Consider the following 26,070-nt stretch of genomic DNA (forward strand, 5'->3'; position numbering starts at 1 on the left):
GGGTTTACTCCCCCCGCTCCGGGTGATAGTGCCCTTCGACCCAAGTCTCACCCAAAGGGCCTATTTCTTTTTTCCAAACGGGCACAATCTCTTTGAGACGATCAATTCCATAACGTGCTGCCTCGAAGACGCCCATATCCCGATGAGCGGCTGCACAAGCGATTGCCACCGTTGGGCTACCGGGTTGAAGCCTCCCCACACGTTGGATCATAGCAATCCCTTCTACATTCGGCCAGCGCTGGCGGATCTCATCGGCGATCTGACGCATTTTGGCTTCGGCCATGGGGATATAGGCCTCATACTCGAGAGCAACCGTCTGATGAGGATTGCCACGTTGCGTTTCTCCGCGCACAATGCCAGTAAACACACAGACAGCGCCCGTATTAGGCTGAACGATCTGAGCCACCAGCACATTCAGATCAAAAGCCTCATCTGTAACCGCTACAATGGTGGGGGACAATGCCCCCCCACTAACCGGAGGGAAAAGAGCCACCTCTGCCCCATCCTCAAGAAGATCCCCATCATCTGCAAAAACCTGATTCACCGCCACGATGATATTGTCCAACCTTGAGCCCAATTCTGGATAACGATTCTGCAGAACCTGTTTCAGATCCCGCACGGATGAGCCCTGGGGAAGAGAGAACGCCAGATGATTCTGCCCTACTGCCTCGCGCAGATGAGCAAAAAGAAGCACTCGGATATGGACCAAGGATATCTCCTCGTGCTGTGGGTTATTCGTTGATGACATCACCACTTTGTCCACCGTGTTTTTCAACTAGGCGAATATTGGTAATTTGCGCTGTCTTCTCAACCGCTTTCACCATGTCATACACAGTCAAAGCGCTAACCGCCACTGCGGTTAACACTTCCATCTCTACACCTGTTTTAGCAGTTGTGCGAGCTGTTGCCGTGATAATAACACCAGGAAGCGCATCTTCAAGAGACACGTGAACATCCACCTGATCCAAGGGCAATGGATGACACAAAGGGATTAATTCTGCAGTGCGCTTGGCTGCCATGATTCCGGCCACCTGAGCCACGGCCAATACATCGCCTTTCTTCATCAATCCCTGCCGGATCAAAGTCAGCGTCTCGGGCTTAAGTCTGACCTCGCCCTTCGCGACAGCAACCCGCACCGTCTCGGGCTTGGCAGAAACATCCACCATATGCGCCCGACCTTGCTCATCTAGATGGGTTAGCGCCTTTTCACTCATATACTCTAATTATACCCAATTGGGACAGAGGCCTCAGCATTTGCTTTTACTACCTACGACACCTATTCACGCCTAGAAGAGGGCCCATGAAGCAAGTCAAAAAGTACTTCTTGACTTTTGACACTAACTTTTGACAATATGCTATAATTTTCTAAATAAAAATTGCACCAACGGAGGTTCTTTTATGGCTTCCCTTCCCGAACTGATTGCTCAAATTGGGCAGAGGATGTTTGAACGAAAACTTACTGATATGTCAGGGGGAAATATTAGTGCCCGTGATGGAAACACACTTTACATCACTCCCAAATTCAGCGGAAGTCGCCACCATTGGCAACTCTCTCCAGAAGATATTTTAAGTGGCCCCCTTAATCTTACCTACTGGCAACAACAACCCCTTTTCTCACGAGAAGGTAAAGCCCACTTGTTAATCTACAAAACCTTCCCCGAGGCTCAAGCGGTTATTCACGCCCACCCATTTCACGTCCTCCCCTTTTGCACAGTATCTCGCCCCATTCCTCCAGTGTTGGAAAATACCCAAAAATTTGGCGTCATTGAGGTAATACCACCAGCACCTGCCCACAGTCAGGAATTAGCAGATAATATAGTGCTGGGTCTGCGAGGCAAAGAAGCCCGTATTCGACAGCACGCAGCGGCTGTGCTTATCCCGCAGCACGGTATCATTGTGGCTGCCAAGGATTTGTGGGCTGCCATTGACACTGTGGAACGAATTGATTGGAACGCCTGGTGCATTTTAGCCAGCAAATGGCTGGATTAGATGATCCAAGAGAGGTAGCCATTAATGTTCCTAACCGTTACTCCAAACTCCGCTTTGGATCGAGTTTACTTTATCGATTCGTTTATGCCTGGAACTCGGATGGTGGCTATAAAAAGCGTGGAAAGCGTAGGTGGGAAGGGATTTGATACTTCTGTAGCGCTAAGAGGATTAAACCTTGAAACCTTAGCCCTAGGTTTTGTTGCAGGGAACAACGGACGCACGCTCGTTAGTCTTTTAGATCAATATGGTATCCACCATGATCTTATATGGGTGGAAGGAGAAACCCGCTTAGCAATGGTTATCGTGGAACAAAACTATCATCGCCATAGTCATATTATGGTTGGAGGTTATACCGTCCCCGTATCGGCTCAGGAAGAACTGATCAACCGCCTTAAGCGCCACCTTAGTGAAGCACATTGGGTGATCCTGGCTGGCTCCTTGCCCCAGGGGGTTAGTTCCGACCTCTATGCTCGCTTAGCCCTCACAGCCAAGCAGTTCGGAAGATCCGTATTGATTGATTGTCCCGGTGAGCCAGCCCTCCAATCTATCCAAGCCTCTCCCACGGTGCTTAAGATGAATTGGCAGGAATTCAGTCAAACCTTTGGGGTTTTCGCAGACTCCTTGGGAACGCTCGCAAGACAAGCCATAGAGATTCGACTTTCACAGAAGATACCTTCCCTTGTCATTACCTGTGGTGAGGACGGGATATTGGCAATAACTCCCGAAAAATCCCTTTTAGCCACCGCCCCTAAACAGAATGCCATCAACGCTGCTGGCGCAGGCGATGCCACTTCAGCAGCGTTAGCATGGCGACTTTCACTGGGTGATCCATGGTCTGAAGCACTGCGATGGGCTGCTGCTACTGGTGCTGCCGCTGTATTGACTGAGAGGACCGGTGAATGCAATTCTGAGGATATATTGAGAATATATCCTTCGGTTCAAGTCCGCGAAATTCAATTGTCCTGAGTCCTAGTACCATGAGGAGAGCCTAACAATGCTCAGTAGCACAGATTATCCGGTCAGTCTAAATTTTGACACCGAGAACGGTACTTTTGATCCATGCCCTCAAGTAACTCCTCGCCATCTTAGTGATCTAAAAAAGATGTTCAGAGATCAACACCTTGTTGAGAAAATTCTTCGAGATGATGATCCTTTAATTTATGAGATACGTTACTATCCCTTCACCACTACCAAGTCTGATATGGCATTAGCCGTCACACGCATTTTTCCTGGCACTATTGGCGATGAATACTATATGACCAAAGGGCATAAACACCAACGAGATGACCAAGCCGAGGTATACTATTGTGTAAAAGGAGAGGGTTTCCTGCTTTTAGACACCCTAGAGGGAGATTTTCAAGCCATCCCTTGGCAAGCGGGAATTATCACCCATATCCCCCCTATGTGGGCTCACCGCGTAGTAAATACTGGGAATGACTTACTCGTGTTTATTGGCATTTTTCACTTAAGTGCAGGTCACGATTACGACATTGTCGCCTGTAAAGGATTCTCATATCGTGTGCTTTCCAGGAACGGCAGGCCCCAATTGGTAAAGCAGGGTTAATTCATTCCAGAGTATCATTAAGGCAGGCTCTATGCCTCAGGAATCAGTATTTTGCATTGGAATAGATATAGGGGGTACGAAGATATCTCTTGGGGTGTTTGACTCAAACGGCACGTTGTATGGTCAAATACAGAACATACCTGTTCCCTTTGACGAAAGAAGAGTCGCCGACCCCAACCGTATGATAAATCTGATTACCCCATTCATAGAGGAAGCCAAAGAGCATTACTCACCGCTTATCGGTATTGGTCTCAGTATATGTGGAAATGTCAACAAGCAGACCGGGGAAGCGGTCTTGACCCCTAACCTACATTGGTCTCATATGCCTTTCGGTGCTATGGTCAGAGAAGCATTCAATTTGCCTGTGTTTGCAGGTACTGACGTACGGGCAGCCGCCTTGGCAGAGCGTTTGTGGGGAGTGGCAAAACACACTCGTTTCTTTGCCTGGTGCACAGTAGGTACAGGTTACGGAGGATACTTTTTTCTAGACGGGAAACTCTACGACGGTTTTCATGGGTTTGCTGGGCCATTTGGACATATTATCTGGGATGAAGAAGGTTACCCGTGTGGCTGTGGTGGACGCGGTTGCTTCGAGACGTTTGTTGCCGGGCCGGCTATTGCTCGCGCTGGACAGGCTGCGGTTGATGCTGGTCAGAGTCCTTTGATGGCATCTCTCAGCCACGGAAGTCGAGTTACGACACATATTGTCATTCAAGCGTACTATCAAAATGATCCTGCTGCCGTGGCCATTATTGAAAAAGTGGCTCGCCTAATCGCCATTAACCTCTCGGGGCTAGTGAATGCTCTAGATTTGGAAATGATCGTTTTAGGTGGGGGTGTAATTCAGGCCTGTCCTGAATTAATTGATCGTATTGATCACCATATTCGAAAATACCTTATGTCCGATGAAGCGCGACGTGATTTACGCCTAGAACGAGAAACTTTTGTTAATTCTGCCCTTTACGGGGCCGCTGCCGACGTATTTGCTCGAAGTGGGATAATCTGCGAGATATTAGGAGCATAGGTGAGACGGCTCTCAACAGAGGACAAGAAATCAGCCAATCGTCCAGATTTATTAGCAACCCTGGTCGAGGTCGCGCATCTCTACTATGAAGAAAATCTATCTCAGCAGGAGATCGCGGATCGTCTAAATGTTTCCCGGTCCTTGATCGCGCTCTATCTCAAAAAAGCCCGCGAACAAGGAATTGTCCAAATAACCATTCGTGACCCTCAAAACGTATTCCAAAATCTTGCCCTTCAACTGCAAGAACGTTATCACCTGCGCTATGCAGAAGTGGTATCCAGCGCTCATCTTTCAAACATTTTGACTCGCCGTGCATTGGGTAATGCCGTAGCACAATACCTTGACCGTGTTCTCCAAGATGGCGATGTCTTGGGTTTAGATTGGGGACGGACAATTATGGAAGTGGTAAACCTTCTAGCCCCCAGTCGCCCTCGGCAAATCGAAATAGTGCCTCTTCTTGGAGAGAGCAGCTCTACTGGAAGTTACACCCAGCTCAACCAAATCGTATTACAGGCTGCACGAGCCTTCAATGCCACACCCTACTTTCTCTTGGTTCCCCTGCTGGTAGGATCAAAGGCTCTACGGGATGCTCTTATGGCAGATATTACTACTCAAGAGGTCATCTCACGCTGGAATCGCTTAACGTATGCCTGTGTAGGAATTGGTCCTATCCCCCTAATAGAAGGGCAAGTGGTCTATATTGGAGATGAAAACCTATCTGAACTAATTCGACAAAAAGCAGTAGGAAATATCTGCGCCCATTATTTTGATCAAGAAGGGCGCATATTGTCTCAGGAATTTAAGGACCGCATAATTGGGATCAGTGCAGAGCAATTAAAAAGCGCAAAAAATGTTATTGCCGCTGCGGGAGGCATTGAAAAAGGGCGTGCTGTCGCAGCGGCACTCCGCACAGGCTTGATTACCCACCTTTTTGTGGATGAGGCACTAGCTCGCTTATTGCTGGACAAACCCTAAATAATCGTGGAGGAGGAAGACGGTGGAACTAAAAAATAGAGTAGCCATTATCACTGGAGCAAGCGGTGGCATAGGGCGCAGCATTGCCCTGGAATTAGCAAACGCTGGGGTGCGGATGATGTTAGTTGGGCGCTCCAGGCAAAAACTGGAAACAGTTGCCCAAGAGGCAGCCTCAAAGGGTGCTCTCATTGCTTGGCGTTCAATCGATATTCGAGATGCAACCGCCGTGGAACATATGGTAAACGAAACACTTGAGTATTTTGGTCAAATTGACATTCTTGTTAATTCCGCTTTCTGGGGTCCACCTGCTAGCCTAGAAGACACCACAGAGGATTTTTGGGATCAAACTTTAGACACTACGCTGAAAGCTGCTTTCCTGTGCACCCGTGCGGTTGTCCCTCAGATGAAACGACAAGGATATGGACGCATTGTGAATATAGGTTCACGGGCCGGGAAAGTTGGAGAAGATAACCGAAGCGCTTACTGCGCAGCCAAGTGGGGATTAGAAGGATTAACGGCGGCTCTCTCTGAGGAACTCCACCGTTACAATATTCATGTTCACTTGATATCCCCCGCGGCTACGAATACTCCCTGGTGGCGAGAAGTCTCTGCCAATCTAACCCCTGAGGTTGTTGAGAAAATGATCCCACCTGAGGTCATCGCCCAAGCCGTTCGATGGGTGCTGAGTTTGCCGGATCAAGTCCATGTTCCCGACCTACCAATCTACAATTTTCAAAATCCCTTTGAGGGGAAAAGATCTCCTTTTGAAGGCCTCTAACAAGTTCGCCTATGACATATAGTACAGATTTGAAAGGCCTCAGCCAGGACCTCCGGCACATTACCCAACGTAATAGCCACATGATGTTCAAATCCATTTTTATAGACATACTTGAGCAAAGTCTGCAAATTCTTAACATGTGCAACTGCCCGTTGCCCAAAAGTATCCAAAGGGTCATCAGTTAACTCGCCAGCGCCAACATAGGCTCGGATACATCCATTTGCATCATCCGTACTGATGCGGGCAAAGGTGAAAGGACCGCTCTTTGCTCGCCCACTTAAAGCTCCAAATGTATTCTCTTCACCCAGGGTAGTACCCAGAATAGGAGCAGTTTTAATCTCAAGATCAGGGGTGAAAGTTTTAGCCCAGTTACCACAATGGAAAATCATACATCGTTCAGGATCATCCCCATAATTGTTGTTCCAATCTACGAGTGCACCAGGATTTCCAGAAGCCAGTTGCAGCGCATACATTGAAAGTACCCCGGTCACATCCGTCTCGCAGGCAGAGGGCATTAAGTGCTCACTCATCATGCTCATCAAGGTACACACATTAATGCCATAGTTTAATCGAAGACCAACATTGAAGAGCAGTTGCGTGAATATCATTGTCTTGCATCCATTTTTCAATGACGATCGCCAATTTGGCCATACGGATCATAGACCGGGAGGATAATTGCGTCCGTGAGGCGTTTGTGTGATCACATGCAAACACTTTTCCCCCTGTTAAGTTCCACAAAATCCAACTATCCACAGTGCCAAGACAGATTTCTCCCGCACCAGCCCCAGTTTGCCCATCCATGATATTCTCAAGCAACCAACGCATCTTACTGCCAGAGAACATCGGATCAATGGTCAAACCGGTGCGCTCACGAATAAACGGTTCGTGACCAGCCTCGATAAGGGCGTTGCAAAAGGGTAAAGAACGGCGACATTGCCAAATCACCGCAGGACCAAGGGGTTTGCCACTAATTCGATCCCAAGCCACCGTGGTCTCGCGCTGGTTAGTAATGGCAATCGCCACAATTTCTCCCAGCGCCTTTTTTACGCAGTCACTGATAGCACAATATGTGGTCTCCCAGAGATCCAATGGGTCTTGTTCAACCCAGTCGGGCTGAGGGTAAAAAATTTTGGGGGCGTAACTGGCATGTGCTATGACTTCGCCCCTTTGGTTCACCAAAACGGCTTTGGTGTTTGTGGTTCCCTGATCAATAGCCAGAATGAGTGGTTCCTTCATAGATTGACCATCACACACAAGGTTAGTTTGGGTCTGAAAAACTCACTGAGCATAAGCAAGAACTCCCTTTAATCCGAAGGCGCATCTGGTCTTAATTGTTCATCAAGCCGCTCTGGCACGTAAAGGAAGGTTTGGTGCGAGGCTTCCAATAGAGCCAGTGCCGTTTGAGCCAAGCCCCCTGGTGTGATTCCATAATGATTGAAAATCTCTTCCTGACTCCCCGTCACTATATATTCATCTGGAATGCCTACCCGTTTAAACGGGCGAAAAAGTCCTGCTTCCATAAGAATTGCTGCAACGGTACTTCCCAATCCCCCATAAACGCTATGTTCCTCCACAGTGATAAGCGCACGGGAGGATGCGGCTACCTCAAACAAGGTTCCCTTGTCAAAAGGACGCAGAGTATGGAAGCTTACTACGCCGCAAGAAATCCCATTTTCTTCAAGCAGATAACTGGCGAGCACAGCAGGAGCAACGGTTTCACCCATCGCAATGAACGTAACATCTCTGCCTTCTCGAATGGGGATGGCGTTACCTATTTTGAAAGGAGTGCTGGGGCCATGTAAATGATAAACTGGGCGTTTGCCGAAGCGCAGATAAATAGGACGCCCATAATCTACCGCCTGAAGAATCGCCTGCGCGGTCTCAAAATTATCTGCCGGCACCACAATATCAATGTTATTGATGGCTTGCAAGGCAGCCAGATCGTGTAATGAGTGATGCGTGCCACCCAATGCACCATAAGATACCCCAGCACTAATCCCGACCAGCCGTACTGGTTGATCAGAATATGCCACGTCGTTCTTAATCTGCTCCAAAGATCGCGCAGTAAGAAAGCAGGCTGGTGAAAAGGCAAACACTTTCTTACCGGTCGAGGCCAAACCCGCTGCAATGCCTACCAGATTTTGCTCAGCTATACCAACCTCCACAAGTTTGTCGGGAAACTCTTTTCCAAATCCAGTCATTTTAGCAGAACCGCGCGAATCGCCTGTTACCACTACTATATCTGGATCCTGGCGGGCTACCCTGGATAGGATTTCAGCCACCACATCTTGATTGGGCTTGCCTAATTCTAAAGTGTTCATCGCAATCTGGTCCCCGACAATTGAGTTTCCACCTGCTCTAACTCTTCGACGGCCTGTTCATATTCCTGATCGTTGGGTACCCGATGGTGCCACAATGCGTTGCTCTCCATAAAACTCACGCCCTTCCCTTTAACGGTAAACGCCAGGATCAAGCTTGGTTTGCCTTTCTCAAAAGGTATCTGCTCAAACACCTGAAGTAATTGGGGAATGCTATTACCATCAACGCTACGTACCGCCAAGCCAAAAGCCCTGAACTTTTCCTCCAGGGGTTCCAAACGCATGACCTCTTCGGTAGGCCCGGTTATTTGCAGACCATTTCGATCCACAATAACAACTAGATTATCCAGTTGATAATGTGAAGCACTCATACAGGCTTCCCAGACTGAGCCCTCGGTCAATTCCCCATCGCCCAATAAGGTGAAGACTCGATAATTACGCTGATCCTTTTTCGCTGCTAGGGCCATCCCCACCGCAACCGAAAGCCCATGTCCTAACGCACCTGTGTTTTGCTCAATTCCTGGTACCTTGCGGGTTGGATGCCCAATCAGTCGTGACCCATATTGCTCAAAAGTGTAGATCTCCTCTGCGGGCAAAAAACCGCGATCAGCCAACACAACGTATAACGCTTCGACCGAATGACCCTTGGAATGAATGTAACGATCCCGGTCAGGATCACTAGGGGAGTTAGGATCAACGTTTAACACATGGTTATAAAGCACATTCAAAATATCAATACATGACAGGCTCCCCCCTGTATGCCCTGAATTGGCATGCTTAATCATTGAGAGAATAGATTTCCGATAGCGAACCGACTTTAATTCTAGGTCATGGATCAAAGAGGATAGTTCTGACATTGGGATACCCATGGCCAAACAAAGTAAGGATAATTATTCCATAAGACATTTTTTATTCTTGCGCTCACTTTACTGATTTGAGGAATTAGCGTCAATAGGGCTCGAATAAATAATCTATATTGAATATTTATTCACATTCCCGTGCCAAAGGACGCCCCTCATAATGTTATATAATTCAAAAAGTTATGCTCTCCTCTGCTATCCATCCTGGTGTTGCATATACGGTGGTCACCGAGGTCTTTCAAGGACCACTCGACCTCTTACTTTATCTAATCGAACGCGCAGAGCTGGACATTACTCGCCTTTCATTGGCTCAGGTCACCGACCAGTACCTTGAGCACCTTAAACATCTTGAGAATCGGGATCCAGAAGAAGTTTCCGCTTTTCTGGTAATCGCTGCGCGCTTGCTTCAAATTAAGTCAACTGCATTACTCCCTCGCTTGGCCGCTAATTCCGAACTCAACCTACAACCCGAAACGGAGACCGAAACGGGTGAAGATCTAGTAGTGCAACTGAAACGCTACAAGCGTTTCAAAACAGCGGCCGAGCACCTGCAGACGCGCGAACAGCAAAACCTACGTACCTATACCCGCAACAGACCACTTGCTCTTCACCATCTCAATCTCAGGCCCCATCTAGAGGGGCTATCTCTTGAAGAACTAGTGGCCGCTGCTCGCAACATCTTGACCAGTCAGCCCTCTCCTGAAGATCTTGAAAAGGTGGTGATGTTTCCACGTATTACTATTCGGGAGAAAATTTCCCATCTGCTACGCACGCTACGCCAAATCCCCCGCGTTTCCTTTCGCCACCTCCTGGGCCCCCGGGCAACCCATACTGAGGTAGTGGTGACCTTCTTAGCAATGCTAGAACTTATCAAACAACGCCTGATCATTGCCCACCAGCCAGCCCTCTTCGCCGAAATTGAGGTGGAATCTACTGGTGAGCTCCCAGACGAGCAAAACCTGGCAATAGAATTTGAAGACTAGTCCCTCAGCCTACTCAAAGCGAGCCACACGAGCGCTCGTCTCATCTAGTTGAGCCACTTCCTCCTCAGAAAGTCGCCAGCCCAGTGCCCCCAGATTTTGCTCGGCCTGGGCGCGATTTTTAACGCCAGGAATCGGTAATGCTCCCTTGCAAATGAGCCAGTTAAGTGCCACCTGTGCAGGTGTGCGTCCGCCGCGTGCATAACCTATATCTCGTAATGCTTGAAGCAGAGGCTGTATTCTCCTTAAGTACTGACGGTTATAGCGTCGCCCACGAAAACCTGAGGGAGGATTTTCAGGGGTATATTTTCCGGTTAATGCTCCCATAGCCAATGGACTATACGCAATCAGTGTGATTCCAAGCTCCTGACAGGCACGCAGAATACCATTCCTCTCCACACTGCGATTTAGCAGATGATACTCAACTTGATTGGAAACCAGCGGAATGCCATGGCGGGTCAACACCTCATAGGCCCGCATCATTTGATCGTAGTTGTAGTTAGAGACCCCCACTGCCAGTGCCAATCCCCTTTGGACTGCCTCTATTAAGCCTTCCATCCACACCTCAATCCGTACAGGCGGGAGTGGCCAGTGGATCTGATAGAGATCCACCCGTTCCCGGCGCAAACGGCGTAAACTACGCTGCAACGCTCGCAATAAATCTTGCCGACGCAACCGCCACGGATAGGGCATGAATTTGGTCGCGATACGAATGGGCTGTTCGCGTTCAGCCGCAAACTCTCCCAAAAGGCTTTCAGAGAGCCCCTGCCCGTAAACCTCGGCTGTATCAAAAAAGGTCAACCCCGAGTTCACACAAAAAATGAAGGCCTCTCTAAGATCTTCGCGTTGATAGCTACGCCCAAACCCCCACACCAGACGATCCCCCCACGACCACGTGCCCACTCCCATCTCTACGCCCGAAAAAACAGAAGGCCGAGATTGCACATTACTATCCATGTTGCCTCCAGTCAAACTAAAGGGCTTTTGTCTTCAAAGATTATATAGCCGATCCTCTCAATTGCACCCTTGCCGAAAACCATTGAAGTTCATAGAATGATAAGCATGACTCAAGATGACGTCTCTCCCATTCGCCAGCAATATCTGGAGATCAAGCGTCAGTACCCCCATGCCATTCTATTCTTTCGTCTGGGCGATTTCTATGAAACCTTTGATGAGGATGCCGAGATCACAGCGCGTGAGCTCGATATTGTGCTCACCTCGCGGAATGTTGCCAAAGGGGTACGCGTACCCATGGCGGGCATTCCCTATCATGCAGTTGAGAATTATCTTTCGCGACTGATTGAAAAGGGCTACCATGTGGCTATCTGCGAACAAGTGGGGGAACAACCCACGCGAGGTCTATTCCCGCGCGAGGTTGTGCGCGTGGTGACGCCTGGGACGGTTGTTGAGCCCGCCTTGCTCAAGACCGACTACAACAATTACCTAGCCGCATTGATTGTCCAGGAAAATGCGGCAGGGATTGCTTATGTGGACATCACTACGGGGGAATTCCGTGCTACTGAACTAAACGGAGGCAATCTGGAAACCCTTCTCCGGGCAGAACTCACCCGCATTCAACCCACCGAAACCCTCCTGCCCGAAAACCAAACAGCGCTTGGCGAGCTCATCCCCAACCATACCACCACTCTCCCGGCCTGGCGCTTCGAACCCGCCCGTTGTCAGGAGATATTAAAAGATCATTTTGGTGTAGCCTTGCTGGATGGCTACGGCCTCACAAAGAAACCCTTGGCAATCGGAGCAGCGGGGGCAATCCTCCAGTATTTACAGGAAACCCAGCCTAATGCTCTCAGGCTACTGACCAGCCTTGCTACTTACACAGCCTCCGATTTTATGCTGTTAGATGCTAACACCCGGCGCAGCCTGGAACTCACTGAAACCATGCGTCAAGGAGAGTCGCAGGGGTCGTTGCTCAGTGTATTGGATTACACTGTTACCCCCATGGGGCGGCGCTTGCTGCGCCAGTGGCTGAGCAAGCCCCTCATCAACCCTGAGGCCATCCGCCAACGCCAGGACATTATCGAGTACTTTTTCATCCGGGGGATACTTCGGGCTGACTTGCGTGTCCGCCTGCGTGGCTTGGGCGACCTTGAGCGTCTGACCAATCGCGTGATTGCCGGGCACGCCGGCCCTCGCGATCTAGCGAGCCTGCGCAATATTTTACGGGCGCTACCAGCAGTGCAAGGTCTGTTTGAAGAAGGAACAGAGTCCCCCCTCCAAGCCGTGCTTGCACGGTTTCATCTCGAAACCGATCTGCGTGAGGCCCTGGAAACCGCTCTTGTGGAAGATCCCCCTGCCACGCTCCAAACCACCGGCGTCATTCGAGCGGGGTACTCTGTAGAACTGGATGACCTTATTCAGACCACTCAGCACGCCCGTGACTGGATCGCTAACTTGGAAGCCACCGAGCGTGAGCGCACTGGCATTAAGACTCTCAAGGTGGGTTATAACAAAGTTTTTGGCTACTACATTGAGATCTCGCGCGCCCTGGCTTCACAAGCCCCTCCCGAATACATACGCAAGCAAACCCTGGTTAACGCTGAGCGCTTTATCACCCCAGAGATGAAGGAATACGAGGCGCTCATTTTGAACGCAGAGGATCGCATCCGCGAGTTGGAGTCCCAATTATTCAAAGAATTGTGCCAAAAGGTTATCGCCAAAAGCCGCGACCTCCTGGAAACCGCACAAGCCCTGGCGGAACTGGATGTTTATGCCGCACTAGCCGAAGCAGCTGCGCTAAATGGGTACACCCGCCCCGAAATCACAGAGGATCTGACCCTAGATATTCGTGAGGGACGCCACCCGGTCGTGGAAAAGATGCTCAAAGGCGAGCGTTTTGTCCCTAACGACGCCGTTTTTGAAGAGGGTGAGATCATTCGTATCATCACCGGCCCTAATATGAGCGGGAAATCTACCTTTTTACGCCAAGTCGCCCTCATTGTGTTAATGGCCCAGATCGGCGCCTTTGTCCCAGCGGCCTCGGCTCGCATCGGGTGGGTAGATCGCATCTTCACTCGCATCGGCGCCCAGGATGAAATCTTCGCCGGCCAATCTACCTTCATGGTCGAGATGACCGAAACTGCCAACATTCTCAACCACGCCACTCAGCGTAGTCTCTTGATCCTGGATGAAATTGGGCGTGGTACTTCAACTTACGATGGGCTTTCGATCGCCTGGGCCGTCGTAGAATATCTTCATAATCACCCTCGCCTGCGCCCACGAACCCTATTTGCCACCCACTACCACGAGTTAACCCAGCTGGCTGATCTTCTTCCTGGGGTACGCAACTACAATGTGGCAGTCACCGAAGCCGAGAATCGGGTCGTCTTTCTGCACAAAATTGTCCCCGGTGGCGCCGACCGCTCCTACGGGATTCATGTAGCCCAACTGGCCGGCCTACCACGGCCGGTTATTCAACGCGCCAGCGAAATTCTTGAACAACTTGAACGCACTTCGGGACGCGCAATTACCCTCAAACCCGCCTTGCCTCAGCAACTCGCTCTCTTTCCTGAAACCAATCCCCTGCTTGAAGAGTTAAAAGCGCTGGATCTCAACGTGCTAACCCCCCTTGAAGCGCTCAATAAACTCTACGAGTGGCAAAGAAAATATCTGGATTCCAAATAAACCCAGGTACCCCTTAAGAATGGCTCGGCTTGATATTGGCAAAATGAAACGGCAACGCTCGCTCAAAGAGCGGAAACGGGGCTTGAGCCGCGCGAGCATAGTGGGCGGTAAAAACATCGGCAGCACATAAATCCGTGGAGTTACTGCGAACTCCCGCCAGCGCATTGAGGGTCTCATCAAAAAGATTCACCCCAGTTGCCAGCCCATTCCACCACACTGCCTGGGCTGCATAACGCACGTTAATCTGGGGCTCCGGCCGATCAAAGTCGTCGAAGAACCACCCACACGAGGTGTACATGCGTTGTTTGTTGAGCTGGGCGCGCAACAAATAATCCACCTGACACAGCACTCGCGCTCGAGGTGTTTCGCCAGTTAACCAGAAGAACAATTCGCTCAAACTCACGCGGCCCATCAACACCTCAATATAACGCTCAACCAGCATCCAGGGATTAGTTAGATAACGCCCTACAACTTGAACAAAGAGGCCATCCAATTGCTCACCCAAATGACGCAATGCCTGCCAGAAGAGCGCTTTCCAATCGCTTCGCGGAGTGCACGCGCAACCATATGACCATCGTCCCAGACCGTGGGGACAACTCCATGAAGTGGCTGGAACGATAGCCATCTCTTCCCGGGGAGGGTGATCCTTCAGCCAGAGCCCCAAAAACGTCCTCTGCAATCTCTCGTTCCCCTTCTCTGTGAGATGAGCCAAGAAATGATCGCGGAAGGGTTGATGATGCCCGTATAACTCACCATCTGAGGCAACCAGAACCAGGCGATTCTCTCCACTCCCACGAGCAATGGCTTCTATTATGAAATCTCGAAAGTGTTCTGCATTTAACGTGGCTTGAGGATCGAAACTCACCCGGCTACTGAGATCAGCGTGGTAGAAGAAGAGCACCAAAGGTCTATCAGTCTGATGGTCTTTCCACCTGTAAGGTTGGGTTACATCTGGATTGGGATCTGCTGCTTGCCAGGGGGCAAGAATAGTGTATTGCACGCCCAGTTCAGTACACAGCCTCAAGGTTTCCTCGTCTACTGCGGTCTCAGGCAGCCACAACCCGCCAGCCCGATGACCAAAACGATGTTCAAAGGCTCGCAATCCCCACAGGATTTCGACCTTGCGATCATACAAGGGCAATAGGGGTAGGATAACGTGAAAGTAAGGCTGCGCCATGCCATTTCCCACACCATGGTGCCGATAACACTGGCGCTCCTGGGCTACGATCTTAGCCAGGGTAATCGGATCATAGCCACTCATCCAGTTTAACAAGGTCGGGCCAAAGTCAAAGGAGATGCGCTCAAAGTTACCGAGTTCAGCATTGGGTTGATAACAGTGGGCATGGATGCGCTGGTTCCAGTTCTGGAAGGGGGCTGCACCACGCTCATCTGGGATTTCTCCCGTAATGGGATCCTCGCGCGGGGGTTGGTAGAAGTGACCATGGACACAAAACGCGGAAATGCTCACAAGACCTCCTGCATTCCCAGCCACTCGGTAGAGGTTCTTAATGGCCTTGTCAAAAAGGAAATTTGCTGATGAAAACGCGCCGGCATAATTCCAAACACCCGCGGTAAGCCGTCCAACGAGGTTGTACGATCAGAGGAGAGATAGTCCAACCAATAAATTGGTATGGGAAAACCGCGCCACTGGTCTAGAATCAAGGCCAAGATTTTGAGGTTTCCCAACGGAATGTTGAGGACCCAACGCCTTAAGTGCAACGTTTCCATAATGAGCCCTACAATCTGGCGCAACGAAAGATACTCCGGACCACCAATAGAGACAACCTGATTTTCTAAAGGCGGATAATCGAGAGCAATATCCAGGGCTTCAACCAAATCCCCCACCCACAGGGGTTGAAGCAGCATTTCCCCATCTCCAGGCATCAGAAAAAAACCAGGAACTCGGCGCAGCAGTGTGACCAGCCCGGTAATAAATTGATCGCCCGGGCCATAAGTTACTGCCGAACGCAGAATGGTATAAGGTACCCCACTGTTAATCACCAGCGCCTCAGCAATCCCTTTGGCTTTGAGCAAAGGAAAGGCAGAGGCACGATCAGCCCCCAAATGGCTTAGATAAACCAACCGCCGCACCCCGGCTTTGGCAGCCGCCTCGGCCAGGGTGCGCGTGAGGCGCACATCTACTCGCTCAAACGAAGCCCGACTCCCCTCACGTTCTGCACCTACTAGATGAACAATGTGAGTCACACCCTTGAGGGCTGCTGCCAGTGCCCGTTCGTCCCCAAGATCACACACAACCGCATCAATAACCACCCCTTTAGGCAACTGAAGAGACTTACGTCCTGGCCTCAATAACAAACGTATCGGTCGCTGCCGCGCCACCAGATGACGCACCAACGCCCGACCGACAAATCCCGTCGCACCAGTCACCAGGATCATGACTAGCATTATTATACTTGCATTGCCCGATTCACCCCGTTCGCTCATCATCCCATTTGCGTGCCAGCCAACGCCACAGACGGATTGCGATATAATCTCCCTTGGAGGCTTAACCCATCATGGCAACGACTTTAGAGCGCTTATTGGATTCTCTACGACATGCTGGACTGGATGCCCTGGTACTCATTCCAGGCCCCAACTTTTTCTATTTGACCCGCCTTCAGATGCACTTATTAGAACGCCCAATCGCCCTTCTTCTGATCCCGGGCGAATCCCCACGGCTTGTTGTTCCGGCTTTTGAGATTCACAACGCGGAGAAGAGCAGCATTGATCTACAAGTCGTGCCCTATCCGGATGACCCCATGGCTTGGGAAGGCGCTTTTACTCAAGCCGTTCGCCCTCTCCAAGGGAAATCCTGCCGTATTGGAGTGGAGCCCACGCGTCTGCGATTTTTAGAACTAAGTTTGCTACAGAAAGTGCTTCCTACCGCCACTTTTCTCTCTGCAGAAGAGGCACTATCCTCTCTCCGCATTCAAAAATCCGACACAGAAATTGCCGATTTGCGCAAAGCCGTTGCAATCGCCCAGACAGCACTTCAGGCCACCCTTCCGGCTATCCGTCCAGGCGTCTCGGAACGTGAGATTGCCAGTGAGCTATACATTCAACTTTTGCGCGCGGGTTCAGAACCTGTGCTCCCATTCGCACCCATCGTTGCCAGCGGCCCTAACGCTGCCAACCCCCATGCCACGCCAGGAGACCGCCTTTTACAACTAGGGGACGTAATATTGATAGATTGGGGCGCCACTTGGAATGGGTACTGCGCCGACCTGACTCGGGTATTTGCGTTAGGAAACATCCCCCCAGACCTCAAGGTGGCGCATGAAATTGTTATGACGGCTAATCAGGTAGCCCGTTCCAAAGTACGCCCAGGCATCCCGACAGGCGAGATTGATCGAGCCGCGCGTAGCGTGATAGAGCGCGCCGGCTATGGAACCTATTTCACCCACCGTACTGGTCATGGTTTGGGCTTAGAAGCCCACGAACCACCTTACATCTATACTGAGAACACCCTATCTCTGGCAGTAGGAATGGTCTTCACGATTGAACCCGGGCTATACTTTCCCGGTCTGGGTGGCATCCGAATCGAGGATAATGTGGTTGTAACCGAAACGGGTTGCCTGACGCTTTCCGATTTCCCTCGAGAATTGATCAATCTTCTCGAATAGATCCCGGAGGAAAAATCCCCATGCTTGTAATGCCTGACGCCCAACCCTTCTTCTTTCCCCGTGGCCGTACGGCATGTCTGTTGATCCATGGCTTTACTGGCACTCCCAAAGAGATGCGCGGGCTGGGTGAATTCCTGGCTAATCTTGACTATACGGTGCTGGGAATCCGCCTAGCAGGACACGCCACACGCGTGGAAGACCTGATGCGCTGTCACTGGGAAGATTGGCTGGCAAGTGTCGAGGACGGACTAGCCCTCCTTCATTCCACCTACGAGCAAGTGTTTGTCATCGGACTTTCAATGGGTGGAATCCTGGCGCTTTTAGCGGCAGCCAATTATCCTGTAAACGGGGCAGTAGCCCTCTCAACCCCCTATGCTCTGCCTGCCGATTGGCGTCTGAATTTCATCCGCTGGTTTAAGTATCTGCAGCCCTTTGTGCCCAAGGGAAATCCTGACTGGCATAATCCTGCTTTGGCAAAGGAGCATCGCGAATACCCGGCTTATCCCACAGCGGGCATTGAGCAGTTACGCACTCTGCTAGCCAAAATGCGCCAAGAGCTTCCCCTTATCCACGTCCCGGTATTACTCATACACTCCCGACAGGATCGTGCCGTGTCTCCCGAAAACGCCATCCGCATTTTTGAGACACTGGAAACCCCTGAGAAAAAACTCATCTGGGTAGAAAACAGCGGTCATGTGCTCACCTGCGATACCGACCACCCAATTGTCTTTCATGAGATTGCGACCTTTTTGAAATCCTTCTCCCAACCCAATTCGGTGACATGACCCGCGACCTGGCCTTGGTGATCATTTCCTTATTCGCCTGGGGCGTTGGGGAAGGGGCTTTCACCTTTTTCCAAACCCTTTATATGGAAACCCTGGGGGCTACGCCTCTGCTTATTGGGGCGATTCTGAGTGTCTGGGGGCTGGCCATGGCTTTAACCCAGCTTCCGGCCGGCTATTTGACCGATCGCCTGGGACCGCGTCCATTGATGTGGTTCTCGTGGATTATGGGAACGGTAGCCGCAGCCTTAATGGCTGCAGCACGTAATCTGCAGGGATTTGTCATCGGCCTGGTCATCTACGGCCTCACCTCTTCCGTACTGGCACCCATGAACACCTACATCACTGCGGCACGCGGCACATGGACACCTGCGCGAGCGCTAAGCGTTGCCTCCGCCAGTTTCACCCTGGGTGCCGCCTTGGGACCCATGGTAGGTGGTTTCATTGCCCAAACCTGGGGGCTACGTCAAATTTACGTTTTCGGCTTCTTCACGTTTGGGCTTTCCACCTTGCTAGTGCTATTTATTCGTTGCATTGCCCCTACTTCATCCGCGCCCCTGCCACGTTTGACGCTGCCCACAACGCGCCCTTTCCTCAACCTGTTGGCATTCAACGGACTGGGAATTATTGCGCTTTACCTTGCACAACCCCTCACCCCCAATTACCTGACCAGCTATCATGGTATCACCATGGAGCAAATTGGACTCTTTGGGAGCCTATGCAGCCTAGGTACCACCACGCTGGCACTCGCCTTTGGGCATCTCAAACCAACTTCGGGGATGATATTAGGGTTGGTAACTAGCATGTCCTTCGCCCTCATTACTTGGTTAAGCCACTCGTTATGGGGGTTCGGAGTGGGATACTTTCTCCTCGGAGGGTTCCGGTTTTATCGGTCAATGATCCTGGCTTGGGCACGTTCGTTGGTAGGAAGCCACCAGGTAGGATCTGCCTATGGGCTGATCGAAACTGTCAACGCCTTGGGAATTGTGATTAGTGCTGCGCTTGCGGGTTGGCTATATCAGCGCTCCCCATCACTGGTATATCTGGCGACCCTGCTACTAGGTGCGCTCGCTCTTGGGATCAGTCAACGTTTTAGCGCTGGAGAATCTCTTCACCCCGGTCCTGCATTGGTTCCCGGTCGGGGGGAGGATTGATTTATGCCCGTTGAGGTCCGCTCATTCCAATTAGGCCCCTTAGCCAATAACACTTACCTGCTTGTCGAAACTAGCCACCGCGAGGCCATCATTATTGATCCATCCTTCGAGTGCGAGGCTCTCCTCGACCTATTAGAGCAGGAACATCTCCAACTTACCCAAATCTGGATCACACATGCGCACTTTGATCACATCGCTGGGGTACAATCCCTTGCCGACCATGTCGCCCATCTTCAGATCGGATTACACCCTGCCGATTTACCCCTTTGGCGCGCCAACGGCGGAGCCAATTGGCTGGGTTGGCTACTGACCCTCCAGGTGGAGCCCAACATGGCCTTCTCCCATGCTCAGATTCTGACTTGGGGAGACAATTTGATTGAGGTACGCCATACTCCCGGCCATTCCCCCGGTCATGTGATTTTCTGGCTGCCCTCACTGAACCTTGCTTTTTGTGGCGATCTTATTTTCTACCACGGCATCGGTCGAACCGACCTCCCCGGTGGTGATTTTGAACAACTCCGCCACAGTATCATCCGAGAGGTGTTCACTTTGCCTCCACACACGCGTTTGCTTCCAGGGCATGGCGCGGAAACATCGGTCGCCGAAGAACGTTTACACAATCCTTGGCTGAAAGACGAACTGTTTCCTTGATAAACCTAACTTTACAGGTAAAGGAGATCCTATGAATCGGAATATTTGGTGGATTGTCCTCGGTATGATCCCCCTCATACTGTGCTGCTGTTTGGTTCCAGTTCTGTCAGGTACAACCATGGGATGGCTCTTGTTCCAGGTCACCCCTTCCCCCTCTGTGCCTACCCCCCTAGTTCACCTTAACACACCACCCACTCTCCAGATTACCTTTACCCCCCACCCCACCCCTCTAGATCCGGCTTTCGGTGAGGCTCTCGAAACGTTAGAACGCCTGCGTAATACCACGGTTCCCAGCCGTAACTTAAACGACTTGGCACGTCGCCTTGAAGGCAAACGCTCCATTCCCTCCGTACAACCAGCACGCTCCTATCGCCAAGGAGATCGTGAACATTTCTGGGTGGCTAATGTCGATACTAATCAAAACTTCAACGTGGCGGCTAACCTTGCCTACGTCGCCGATTGCGCCTATTTCTGGATCGAAGAGGGAATTAGGTACAACGCTAGCGATCTGCAAGATTTGGCCGAGACATTCTGTAAGCACATTTACCCCACTACACGTGAATTCTTCGGCAGCGAGTGGAATCCAGGGATTGATAACGATCCGCGTATTTACATCCTCTACACTTCCGGCCTAGGTAACTCGGTAGCCGCTTACTTCTCTTCCTCCGACTCAATACATCCTCTGGCTCAGGAATATTCCAACGCCCATGAAATGTTTATCGTCAACGCTGACAATACTCCCCTGGATGATCCTTACACTTACGGCGTTCTGGCCCATGAATTTCAGCACATGATCCATTGGTACCGTGACCGCAACGAGGAATCCTGGCTGAATGAGGGTTTCTCAGAATTGGCTGCCTTTCTCAACGACTATGACCCTGGGGGCTTCGACTATCTATTTGCCCGCGAACCCGACTTACAGCTAAATGACTGGCCAAATGATCCTAATGCCACCACACCCCATTATGGCGCCTCATTTTTATTTGTTGCCTATTTTCTGGATCGCTTTGGTGAAGAGGCTACCCAAGCCTTGGTGGCACACCCGGATAACGGTATGGACAGCCTCGACGCCGTACTTAGGGATCTAGGAGCCACCGACCCGCTGACAGGGCAACCTTACACCGCCGATGATGTCTTCGTGGACTGGACAGTTACCAATTATTTGCAAGACCCATCACTGAACGATGGGCGATATGCCTACTACCGCTATAAGATCCCACCGGTTTTTTCCGCTACCGAAAACCTTCAGCAATGCAACACCACGGAGATCTCCGGAACGGTCAACCAATACGGCGCTGATTACATTCGGATTGCCTGCCCCGGGCGCCTGCGCTTGCTTTTCGAGGGCAACCAGAAAGTTGGTGTGCTTCCCGAAGGCGCCTACTCGGGAAACTATGCCTTCTGGTCGAACAAAGGGGACGAATCGGATATGACATTAACCCAAACATTCGATTTTACAACCGTTGAAGGGCCCATTACGCTCACTTACTGGACTTGGTACGACTTAGAAAAAGATTACGACTACCTTTATCTACTGGCTTCCGAGAACGGCGAGGACTGGCAAATTCTCACCACTCCCTCCTGCACGACCGACGATCCTTCAGGAAACTCGTACGGATGCGGATACAACGGCAGCAGTTCGGGTTACATTCAAGAACACGTTGATCTATCTCAATTTGCCGGCAAGCGCGTGACCCTTCGCTTTGAGTATATTACAGATGCCGCTGTCAACGGTGAGGGTTTCTTGCTGGACGATGTAGCCATCCCGGCCATTGGCTACTTTAGCGACTTTGAAAAAGATGACGGAGGTTGGCAGGCAGAGGGGTTCGTGCGCATCCAAAACCAGTTGCCCCAGACTTTCCGCCTCACCCTTATCCGTCAGGGCCCAACCACAGTCATTGAGCCTCTGGTTTTAGATGCAAACCAGCGTGCCGAATTTGAATTCACCTTGAATACACAAGAAACGGCCACGCTAATTATCAGCGGTACCACCCGCTTTACCCGCCAACCTGCCTCCTACCGCTTGTTCGTAGAGCAACGATGAGAACAAGAGACGCTCCTACAGTGTTGAGGAGCCTCCAGCTCTGCGCAAGCGCTCTAGTTCCTGTTCCAATTCCTGTCGCCGTGCCTTTGCGGCTTCTTGAATATCCGCCAAAAACTTTTGGTAAGCCTGGACAATCCGCTGTTGCGTGCTTGGACCCGGCGCTGGCGCCAACAGCAGGCCCACCAAACTCCCCACAACCCAGCCGACCAGTAGACCCATTAAGAAACGACCAATCTGGCGCATGGTTCAACCTCCTTCTGCACCGTACAGACGTAGCATTTTGAAAATCCAGGGAGCACCTGCAGTCACCCATACCCCCACGATCCCATACCTAAAATAACGCAAGGCCATTGCGAACAGGCCCTCACTACTGCCTCCCAGCGCGCTTAAGAGCTGCCCAAAGACCATGCCCAATCCCGCATAGAACACTCCAAGTCCGACCAAGCCAATGCTGTAACGCAGGACCCGCTGTGCTAGAGTGCCTCCTGAGGGATAACTTTTCCATTGGTGGGTGCAGATAATCCATCCCACCAGAGCTCCAAGCCACGTCCCCGCGACGGTAACCAACCCCTCCAGCGAGAAGGGATGAAGGTGAATTAATCCAATTTTACTCTGGGCAATTGTCACCCACTCTTCAGGTAGCCTCCAGGTTCGAAAGATCATGGTGAAGCCCCAACCAATAACCGGAATAGCCACCGAAGAGAGCACCGCCATCGCCAATTGCCCTGTCACCGACAGGGTAACCCACCATTTAGAAATGCGCGGCGCTATTCGCAAGAAAACCCACAACAAGATAGCTCCGACCAGCCACCCTACGATTACATCACCAACAAAATGAACCCCTAGATAGACGCGCGAGATCCCAATAGCAAGAATAATCAACCCGATCAACCACTTTACTGCCTTGTTCTTGATCAGCACAGCCCCAAACCCCCATAAACTGGCAGCATTTTGGGCATGCCCCGAGGGAATGCCAAACGAAGTCTCCACCGCCAGTGCCTGAACCCGGCTATCCACCCAGAAAGGGCGCGGAGCATGGAAGATAAATTTCAGATAGGCGTTGAGTGCACTGCTAACTAATAACAATAGGGCAAACTGCAGGCCAATCGTGGCATCCACACACCAGAATATCCACGGCATCACTAGCAAATAAAATTGCTCGGTTCCTAACGTTGAAATAAAGGACATCAAAGGCTGTAGCCACAACCCCAGATTTTGGAAGACGATCACCCAGGCGATCTGATCCATAAAAGGACACCTCTGGTATGATTTTCGACCAGGACAATTGACGAACTAATTGATATTATTGTACACTCAAATTATGAAGGCTACCCCGAAACGCTGGTTTTCCTTTCCAAGCGCGGTTTGCCTTATTGCCACGATGACAGTAGCTGCCTCGCACTTGAGCAGCACTGGCTGGACCGACAACCTCGAGAAAGTGACCCAGGCCGCTCTAGTGGGTGGAGTATTGGGACTGGCGTTGGGATATAGCCGTTTTCCCCGCCGACTGGCTTCAGCTATTGGGGGAGCATATACGGCCTTTTTCATTCCCTGGCAGTTGGGGCTATTGATTCAAGATCAATCTCTCTGGCTCGCCCGCTTAAATGTGCTCTATGCCCGCCTATATTGGGCCACCCAACAGTTTCTCAGCAACCGGCCTGTGACCGATCCGCTGCTTTTCTTGAGCAGTATGCTGTTGCTTTTTTGGGGAACTAGCCTAAGCGCGGGTTATTTACAGGTTCGCTATGGCCGTCCCTGGATTCCCCTGATTATCGGTGGTGTTTCCATCGTACTGGTGGACATCTACCATCCCACTTTGGGGCAAAAAGGTACCGCCCTCGCAACTTATGGGGTTCTGAGCCTGCTCTTAGTCACCTTGCTCCATTACCAACGCAACGCTGTCCAATGGGAGCAAAATGCCACAGCCGTGGATATGGAAACCGAGTTTACGCTTGGCAAATGGGCACTGGGCATTGCTCTGGCGATGGTACTGCTGGCCTGGAACGCTGCCAATCTGACCACTTCTGTTGTTGAGACACCGGAGGGGGCAACGTGGTTGCGCTCCTCCTGGTTGACTATGCGCAAACGCATGGAAAACCTCTTTGCGCCTCTGCGTGGGCCGGCTGTGATCACGGTACAGGTTTACTCAGCCAACCTGAATCTGGGTACAGGCGTTCCCATCTCTGAAGATGTGGTGTTCACCGCCCGGGCCAGCCAACCCCGCCCCGAGGGAGCAGTATATTATTGGCGCGCCTATACCTACAACGAGTACGAGAACGGCGTCTGGAGGAACACCTTTGAAGAAGAGGTACCCTTTGAAGCGGAGGAATTCCTTACGTCTCCCGATCTTTACCGAGATCGTGCTAACATCGAATTTACCATTGAGGCTAAACATCACCTGGAGACCCTTTATGCGCCTACCATCCCCCTCCGCATCGATCGTTCTGTCACTGGCCTGATTGATCAGCGCCCAATGCCAGATGTTCCTCCAACCGAAACCCTTGCCATCAAAGTACAACCCTTGCTTCGCCCTGGCGAACGCTATACCGTCCAATCCTTGATCGCCCATCCTACGGAGGCCGACTTGCGTGCGGCGGGCCGCGATTACCCAGACTGGATACGTGAGCGTTACCTAAGTGTGCCAATACCCTTCACCTTTTCTAAACTAGCTGGCGCCATCGCTGGGGGATTGGATAACCCCTATGATCAGGTAGTTGCCATCACCCAATACCTACGCGAAAATTACACATATTCAGCCACAATCCCCACCCCTCCGCGCGGTCGCGATCCGATTCTGTGGTTTTTATTCGACCTCAAACGTGGGTTCTGTAATTATTATGCGACTGCCGAAGTGTTGTTGGTGCGTTCCTTGGGAATTCCTGCCCGCCTGGCGGTGGGTTATGCCCAAGGAGAGCCTGACCCCACCAATACTCAGTTTACGGTTCGCCAGAAACACAGCCACGCCTGGCCAGAAGTTTACTTTCCTGGAATCGGATGGGTTGAATTTGAACCCACTTCGGCCCAGCCGCTTATTACCCGTCCTTCGGGTGTCCGTCTGGAAGAAGGCAGTCTCCCGCCTGTGGCCAACCCCTCCCGCGGCAATACACGCGAACTGGCTGAGCAATTTAATCGCCTTGAAGAAGCAGAGATAGACGGGAACAGCAACATTTCCCCTTCCCCACCAAGTCCCACCTTTATTGATCAATATGGGTCAATTTTTCTGCTTGGTCTTGCTCTAGGGGCACTAGTGTATGCCGTGCTACGCTTAAGTCAAGTTCTACGTACCACGCCGGAGCGCTCCTTCCCCGTTTATCTCGAACAACAACTCCTGAACCGGGGCTGGCAAGCTCCCAAATGGCTACATTTATGGGCCAACTACGTCCGCCTTACTCCCATGGAGCGCTTGTTCCTTCAGGTTGAACTGATCGGTCGATTGCTTCATCAGGCTATTCCTTCTGGCACAACCCCCGCAGAACATATTTATGAGTTGATTCGTAGCCATCCCCACCTCGAAGCTCCTGCACGGGCATTTCTGGCCGAGTACGAAAAAGCACTTTATAGTCTCTACACTGCCGACCTCACCAGCGCGCGCCAGGCGCTCAAGATGCTTTGGCGAGAGGCCCTACGTCTGTGGCTTAGGTGGAAACCCCAATCCGACGAGGTTAAACCAAGCCTTCCCTAAACCA

At 51.2% G+C, this 26,070-nt stretch carries 25 protein-coding genes; 14 read left to right on the forward strand and 11 right to left on the reverse strand.

Going from position 1 to position 26,070, the window contains the following annotated elements:
• Nucleotides 1–4: 4 nt before the first annotated feature.
• Nucleotides 5–709: a molybdopterin converting factor subunit 1 gene (gene moaD, locus Q0721_RS00815; protein ID WP_299024318.1), complete on the reverse strand. Its 705-nt coding sequence runs from the start codon at nucleotides 707–709 to the stop codon at nucleotides 5–7.
• A 22-nt stretch (nucleotides 710–731) separates the two neighbouring features.
• A complete protein-coding gene (gene moaC / locus Q0721_RS00820) occupies nucleotides 732–1,214 on the reverse strand; it encodes a cyclic pyranopterin monophosphate synthase MoaC (protein WP_299024319.1) in 483 nt (160 codons plus the stop codon).
• A 184-nt stretch (nucleotides 1,215–1,398) separates the two neighbouring features.
• On the opposite strand from moaC, the gene Q0721_RS00825 reads away from it, so the two are divergent.
• From Q0721_RS00825 to Q0721_RS00850, 6 genes are read left to right on the forward strand one after another with little or no spacing between them, the layout of a single operon-like run.
• Entirely contained in the window at nucleotides 1,399–1,989 is a 591-nt protein-coding gene (locus Q0721_RS00825) for a class II aldolase/adducin family protein (RefSeq protein ID WP_299024321.1), read from the forward strand.
• A gap of 24 nt (nucleotides 1,990–2,013) precedes the next feature.
• Complete coding sequence (locus tag Q0721_RS00830) at nucleotides 2,014–2,955, forward strand: hexose kinase (protein ID WP_299024323.1); 942 nt, start codon at nucleotides 2,014–2,016, stop codon at nucleotides 2,953–2,955.
• Between the two features lie 28 nt (nucleotides 2,956–2,983).
• Nucleotides 2,984–3,553, forward strand: coding sequence for a glucose-6-phosphate isomerase family protein (locus Q0721_RS00835; protein WP_299024325.1), 570 nt, complete (start codon nucleotides 2,984–2,986; stop codon nucleotides 3,551–3,553).
• 31 nt (nucleotides 3,554–3,584) lie between these two features.
• Nucleotides 3,585–4,577 carry an ROK family protein gene (locus Q0721_RS00840; RefSeq protein WP_299024327.1) on the forward strand — a complete coding sequence of 331 codons (993 nt, stop codon included), beginning with the start codon at nucleotides 3,585–3,587 and terminating at the stop codon, nucleotides 4,575–4,577.
• Entirely contained in the window at nucleotides 4,578–5,552 is a 975-nt protein-coding gene (locus Q0721_RS00845) for a sugar-binding transcriptional regulator (RefSeq protein WP_299024329.1), read from the forward strand.
• Nucleotides 5,553–5,574: 22 nt separating this feature from the next.
• A complete protein-coding gene (locus tag Q0721_RS00850) occupies nucleotides 5,575–6,330 on the forward strand; it encodes an SDR family oxidoreductase (RefSeq protein WP_299024332.1) in 756 nt (251 codons plus the stop codon).
• On the opposite strand, the gene Q0721_RS00855 is transcribed toward Q0721_RS00850, so the two are convergent.
• From Q0721_RS00855 to Q0721_RS00870, 4 genes are all read right to left on the reverse strand, one after another.
• The gene (locus Q0721_RS00855; protein WP_299024334.1) at nucleotides 6,327–6,938 is read right to left on the reverse strand and encodes a hypothetical protein; all 612 of its coding nucleotides are present in this window, start codon (nucleotides 6,936–6,938) and stop codon (nucleotides 6,327–6,329) included. The two genes, Q0721_RS00850 and Q0721_RS00855, sit on opposite strands and share 4 nt — an antisense overlap.
• Nucleotides 6,883–7,566 carry an FGGY family carbohydrate kinase gene (locus tag Q0721_RS00860; protein ID WP_299024336.1) on the reverse strand — a complete coding sequence of 228 codons (684 nt, stop codon included), beginning with the start codon at nucleotides 7,564–7,566 and terminating at the stop codon, nucleotides 6,883–6,885. The genes Q0721_RS00855 and Q0721_RS00860 overlap by 56 nt, the downstream gene beginning before the upstream one ends.
• Nucleotides 7,567–7,634: 68 nt before the next feature.
• Nucleotides 7,635–8,651, reverse strand: coding sequence for a transketolase C-terminal domain-containing protein (locus Q0721_RS00865; RefSeq protein WP_299024338.1), 1,017 nt, complete (start codon nucleotides 8,649–8,651; stop codon nucleotides 7,635–7,637).
• Nucleotides 8,648–9,505: a transketolase gene (locus tag Q0721_RS00870; protein ID WP_299024340.1), complete on the reverse strand. Its 858-nt coding sequence runs from the start codon at nucleotides 9,503–9,505 to the stop codon at nucleotides 8,648–8,650. Before Q0721_RS00870 ends, Q0721_RS00865 begins: the two co-directional genes overlap by 4 nt.
• A gap of 185 nt (nucleotides 9,506–9,690) precedes the next feature.
• On the opposite strand from Q0721_RS00870, the gene Q0721_RS00875 reads away from it, so the two are divergent.
• Nucleotides 9,691–10,491: a segregation/condensation protein A gene (locus tag Q0721_RS00875; protein ID WP_299024342.1), complete on the forward strand. Its 801-nt coding sequence runs from the start codon at nucleotides 9,691–9,693 to the stop codon at nucleotides 10,489–10,491.
• A 9-nt stretch (nucleotides 10,492–10,500) separates the two neighbouring features.
• On the opposite strand, the gene Q0721_RS00880 is transcribed toward Q0721_RS00875, so the two are convergent.
• Complete coding sequence (locus Q0721_RS00880; protein ID WP_299024344.1) at nucleotides 10,501–11,445, reverse strand: aldo/keto reductase; 945 nt, start codon at nucleotides 11,443–11,445, stop codon at nucleotides 10,501–10,503.
• Between the two features lie 105 nt (nucleotides 11,446–11,550).
• On the opposite strand from Q0721_RS00880, the gene mutS reads away from it, so the two are divergent.
• On the forward strand, nucleotides 11,551–14,130 hold the full coding sequence (gene mutS / locus Q0721_RS00885) for a DNA mismatch repair protein MutS (RefSeq protein ID WP_299024346.1): 2,580 nt from the start codon (nucleotides 11,551–11,553) through the stop codon (nucleotides 14,128–14,130).
• A 13-nt stretch (nucleotides 14,131–14,143) separates the two neighbouring features.
• Here mutS and Q0721_RS00890 read toward each other — a convergent pair whose 3' ends face one another.
• Together Q0721_RS00890 and Q0721_RS00895 are read right to left on the reverse strand one after the other, a co-directional pair.
• Nucleotides 14,144–15,598, reverse strand: coding sequence for a DUF3536 domain-containing protein (locus tag Q0721_RS00890; protein WP_299024348.1), 1,455 nt, complete (start codon nucleotides 15,596–15,598; stop codon nucleotides 14,144–14,146).
• On the reverse strand, nucleotides 15,595–16,527 hold the full coding sequence (locus tag Q0721_RS00895) for an NAD(P)H-binding protein (RefSeq protein WP_299024350.1): 933 nt from the start codon (nucleotides 16,525–16,527) through the stop codon (nucleotides 15,595–15,597). The genes Q0721_RS00890 and Q0721_RS00895 overlap by 4 nt, the downstream gene beginning before the upstream one ends.
• Before the next feature lie 119 nt (nucleotides 16,528–16,646).
• Here Q0721_RS00895 and Q0721_RS00900 point away from each other — a divergent pair, with 119 nt between their 5' ends.
• From Q0721_RS00900 to Q0721_RS00920, 5 genes are all read left to right on the forward strand, one after another.
• A complete protein-coding gene (locus Q0721_RS00900) occupies nucleotides 16,647–17,753 on the forward strand; it encodes a Xaa-Pro peptidase family protein (protein ID WP_299024352.1) in 1,107 nt (368 codons plus the stop codon).
• Between the two features lie 20 nt (nucleotides 17,754–17,773).
• Entirely contained in the window at nucleotides 17,774–18,538 is a 765-nt protein-coding gene (locus Q0721_RS00905; protein WP_299024354.1) for an alpha/beta fold hydrolase, read from the forward strand.
• Nucleotides 18,535–19,689 (forward strand): MFS transporter, encoded by a 1,155-nt coding sequence (locus Q0721_RS00910; protein ID WP_299024356.1) that lies wholly within the window; start codon nucleotides 18,535–18,537, stop codon nucleotides 19,687–19,689. Before Q0721_RS00905 ends, Q0721_RS00910 begins: the two co-directional genes overlap by 4 nt.
• 3 nt (nucleotides 19,690–19,692) lie before the next feature.
• Nucleotides 19,693–20,340 carry an MBL fold metallo-hydrolase gene (locus Q0721_RS00915; protein WP_299024358.1) on the forward strand — a complete coding sequence of 216 codons (648 nt, stop codon included), beginning with the start codon at nucleotides 19,693–19,695 and terminating at the stop codon, nucleotides 20,338–20,340.
• A gap of 118 nt (nucleotides 20,341–20,458) precedes the next feature.
• Nucleotides 20,459–22,384 carry an immune inhibitor A domain-containing protein gene (locus tag Q0721_RS00920; RefSeq protein ID WP_299024359.1) on the forward strand — a complete coding sequence of 642 codons (1,926 nt, stop codon included), beginning with the start codon at nucleotides 20,459–20,461 and terminating at the stop codon, nucleotides 22,382–22,384.
• 15 nt (nucleotides 22,385–22,399) lie between these two features.
• Here Q0721_RS00920 and Q0721_RS00925 read toward each other — a convergent pair whose 3' ends face one another.
• Nucleotides 22,400–22,627, reverse strand: coding sequence for a YtxH domain-containing protein (locus Q0721_RS00925; protein WP_299024361.1), 228 nt, complete (start codon nucleotides 22,625–22,627; stop codon nucleotides 22,400–22,402).
• Between the two features lie 3 nt (nucleotides 22,628–22,630).
• Nucleotides 22,631–23,632, reverse strand: coding sequence for a phosphatase PAP2 family protein (locus Q0721_RS00930; RefSeq protein ID WP_299024363.1), 1,002 nt, complete (start codon nucleotides 23,630–23,632; stop codon nucleotides 22,631–22,633).
• Between the two features lie 133 nt (nucleotides 23,633–23,765).
• Between Q0721_RS00930 and Q0721_RS00935 the strand changes: the two genes are divergently transcribed.
• Complete coding sequence (locus tag Q0721_RS00935) at nucleotides 23,766–26,066, forward strand: transglutaminase domain-containing protein (RefSeq protein WP_299024365.1); 2,301 nt, start codon at nucleotides 23,766–23,768, stop codon at nucleotides 26,064–26,066.
• Nucleotides 26,067–26,070: the final 4 nt, after the last annotated feature.

Origin of the sequence: uncultured Thermanaerothrix sp., assembly GCF_938028735.1 — a bacterium.
GTDB lineage: Bacteria > Chloroflexota > Anaerolineae > Anaerolineales > Anaerolineaceae > Thermanaerothrix.

Excerpts from the sequence above, each read along its gene's own strand:
- Q0721_RS00930 (WP_299024363.1), bottom strand. The coding sequence starts at position 23,632 with ATGGATCAGATCGCCTGGGTGATCGTCTTCCAAAATCTGGGGTTGTGG.
- Q0721_RS00825 (WP_299024321.1), top strand. The coding sequence starts at position 1,399 with ATGGCTTCCCTTCCCGAACTGATTGCTCAAATTGGGCAGAGGATGTTT.
- Q0721_RS00910 (WP_299024356.1), top strand. The coding sequence starts at position 18,535 with ATGACCCGCGACCTGGCCTTGGTGATCATTTCCTTATTCGCCTGGGGC.
- Q0721_RS00875 (WP_299024342.1), top strand. The coding sequence starts at position 9,691 with ATGCTCTCCTCTGCTATCCATCCTGGTGTTGCATATACGGTGGTCACC.
- Q0721_RS00830 (WP_299024323.1), top strand. The coding sequence starts at position 2,014 with ATGTTCCTAACCGTTACTCCAAACTCCGCTTTGGATCGAGTTTACTTT.
- Q0721_RS00925 (WP_299024361.1), bottom strand. The coding sequence starts at position 22,627 with ATGCGCCAGATTGGTCGTTTCTTAATGGGTCTACTGGTCGGCTGGGTT.
- Q0721_RS00880 (WP_299024344.1), bottom strand. The coding sequence starts at position 11,445 with ATGGATAGTAATGTGCAATCTCGGCCTTCTGTTTTTTCGGGCGTAGAG.
- Q0721_RS00905 (WP_299024354.1), top strand. The coding sequence starts at position 17,774 with ATGCTTGTAATGCCTGACGCCCAACCCTTCTTCTTTCCCCGTGGCCGT.
- Q0721_RS00855 (WP_299024334.1), bottom strand. The coding sequence starts at position 6,938 with ATGATATTCACGCAACTGCTCTTCAATGTTGGTCTTCGATTAAACTAT.
- Q0721_RS00835 (WP_299024325.1), top strand. The coding sequence starts at position 2,984 with ATGCTCAGTAGCACAGATTATCCGGTCAGTCTAAATTTTGACACCGAG.
- moaC (WP_299024319.1), bottom strand. The coding sequence starts at position 1,214 with ATGAGTGAAAAGGCGCTAACCCATCTAGATGAGCAAGGTCGGGCGCAT.
- Q0721_RS00900 (WP_299024352.1), top strand. The coding sequence starts at position 16,647 with ATGGCAACGACTTTAGAGCGCTTATTGGATTCTCTACGACATGCTGGA.
- Q0721_RS00840 (WP_299024327.1), top strand. The coding sequence starts at position 3,585 with ATGCCTCAGGAATCAGTATTTTGCATTGGAATAGATATAGGGGGTACG.
- Q0721_RS00860 (WP_299024336.1), bottom strand. The coding sequence starts at position 7,566 with ATGAAGGAACCACTCATTCTGGCTATTGATCAGGGAACCACAAACACC.
- Q0721_RS00920 (WP_299024359.1), top strand. The coding sequence starts at position 20,459 with ATGGGATGGCTCTTGTTCCAGGTCACCCCTTCCCCCTCTGTGCCTACC.
- Q0721_RS00870 (WP_299024340.1), bottom strand. The coding sequence starts at position 9,505 with ATGTCAGAACTATCCTCTTTGATCCATGACCTAGAATTAAAGTCGGTT.
- Q0721_RS00935 (WP_299024365.1), top strand. The coding sequence starts at position 23,766 with ATGACAGTAGCTGCCTCGCACTTGAGCAGCACTGGCTGGACCGACAAC.
- Q0721_RS00895 (WP_299024350.1), bottom strand. The coding sequence starts at position 16,527 with ATGATCCTGGTGACTGGTGCGACGGGATTTGTCGGTCGGGCGTTGGTG.
- Q0721_RS00915 (WP_299024358.1), top strand. The coding sequence starts at position 19,693 with ATGCCCGTTGAGGTCCGCTCATTCCAATTAGGCCCCTTAGCCAATAAC.
- mutS (WP_299024346.1), top strand. The coding sequence starts at position 11,551 with ATGACTCAAGATGACGTCTCTCCCATTCGCCAGCAATATCTGGAGATC.
- Q0721_RS00865 (WP_299024338.1), bottom strand. The coding sequence starts at position 8,651 with ATGAACACTTTAGAATTAGGCAAGCCCAATCAAGATGTGGTGGCTGAA.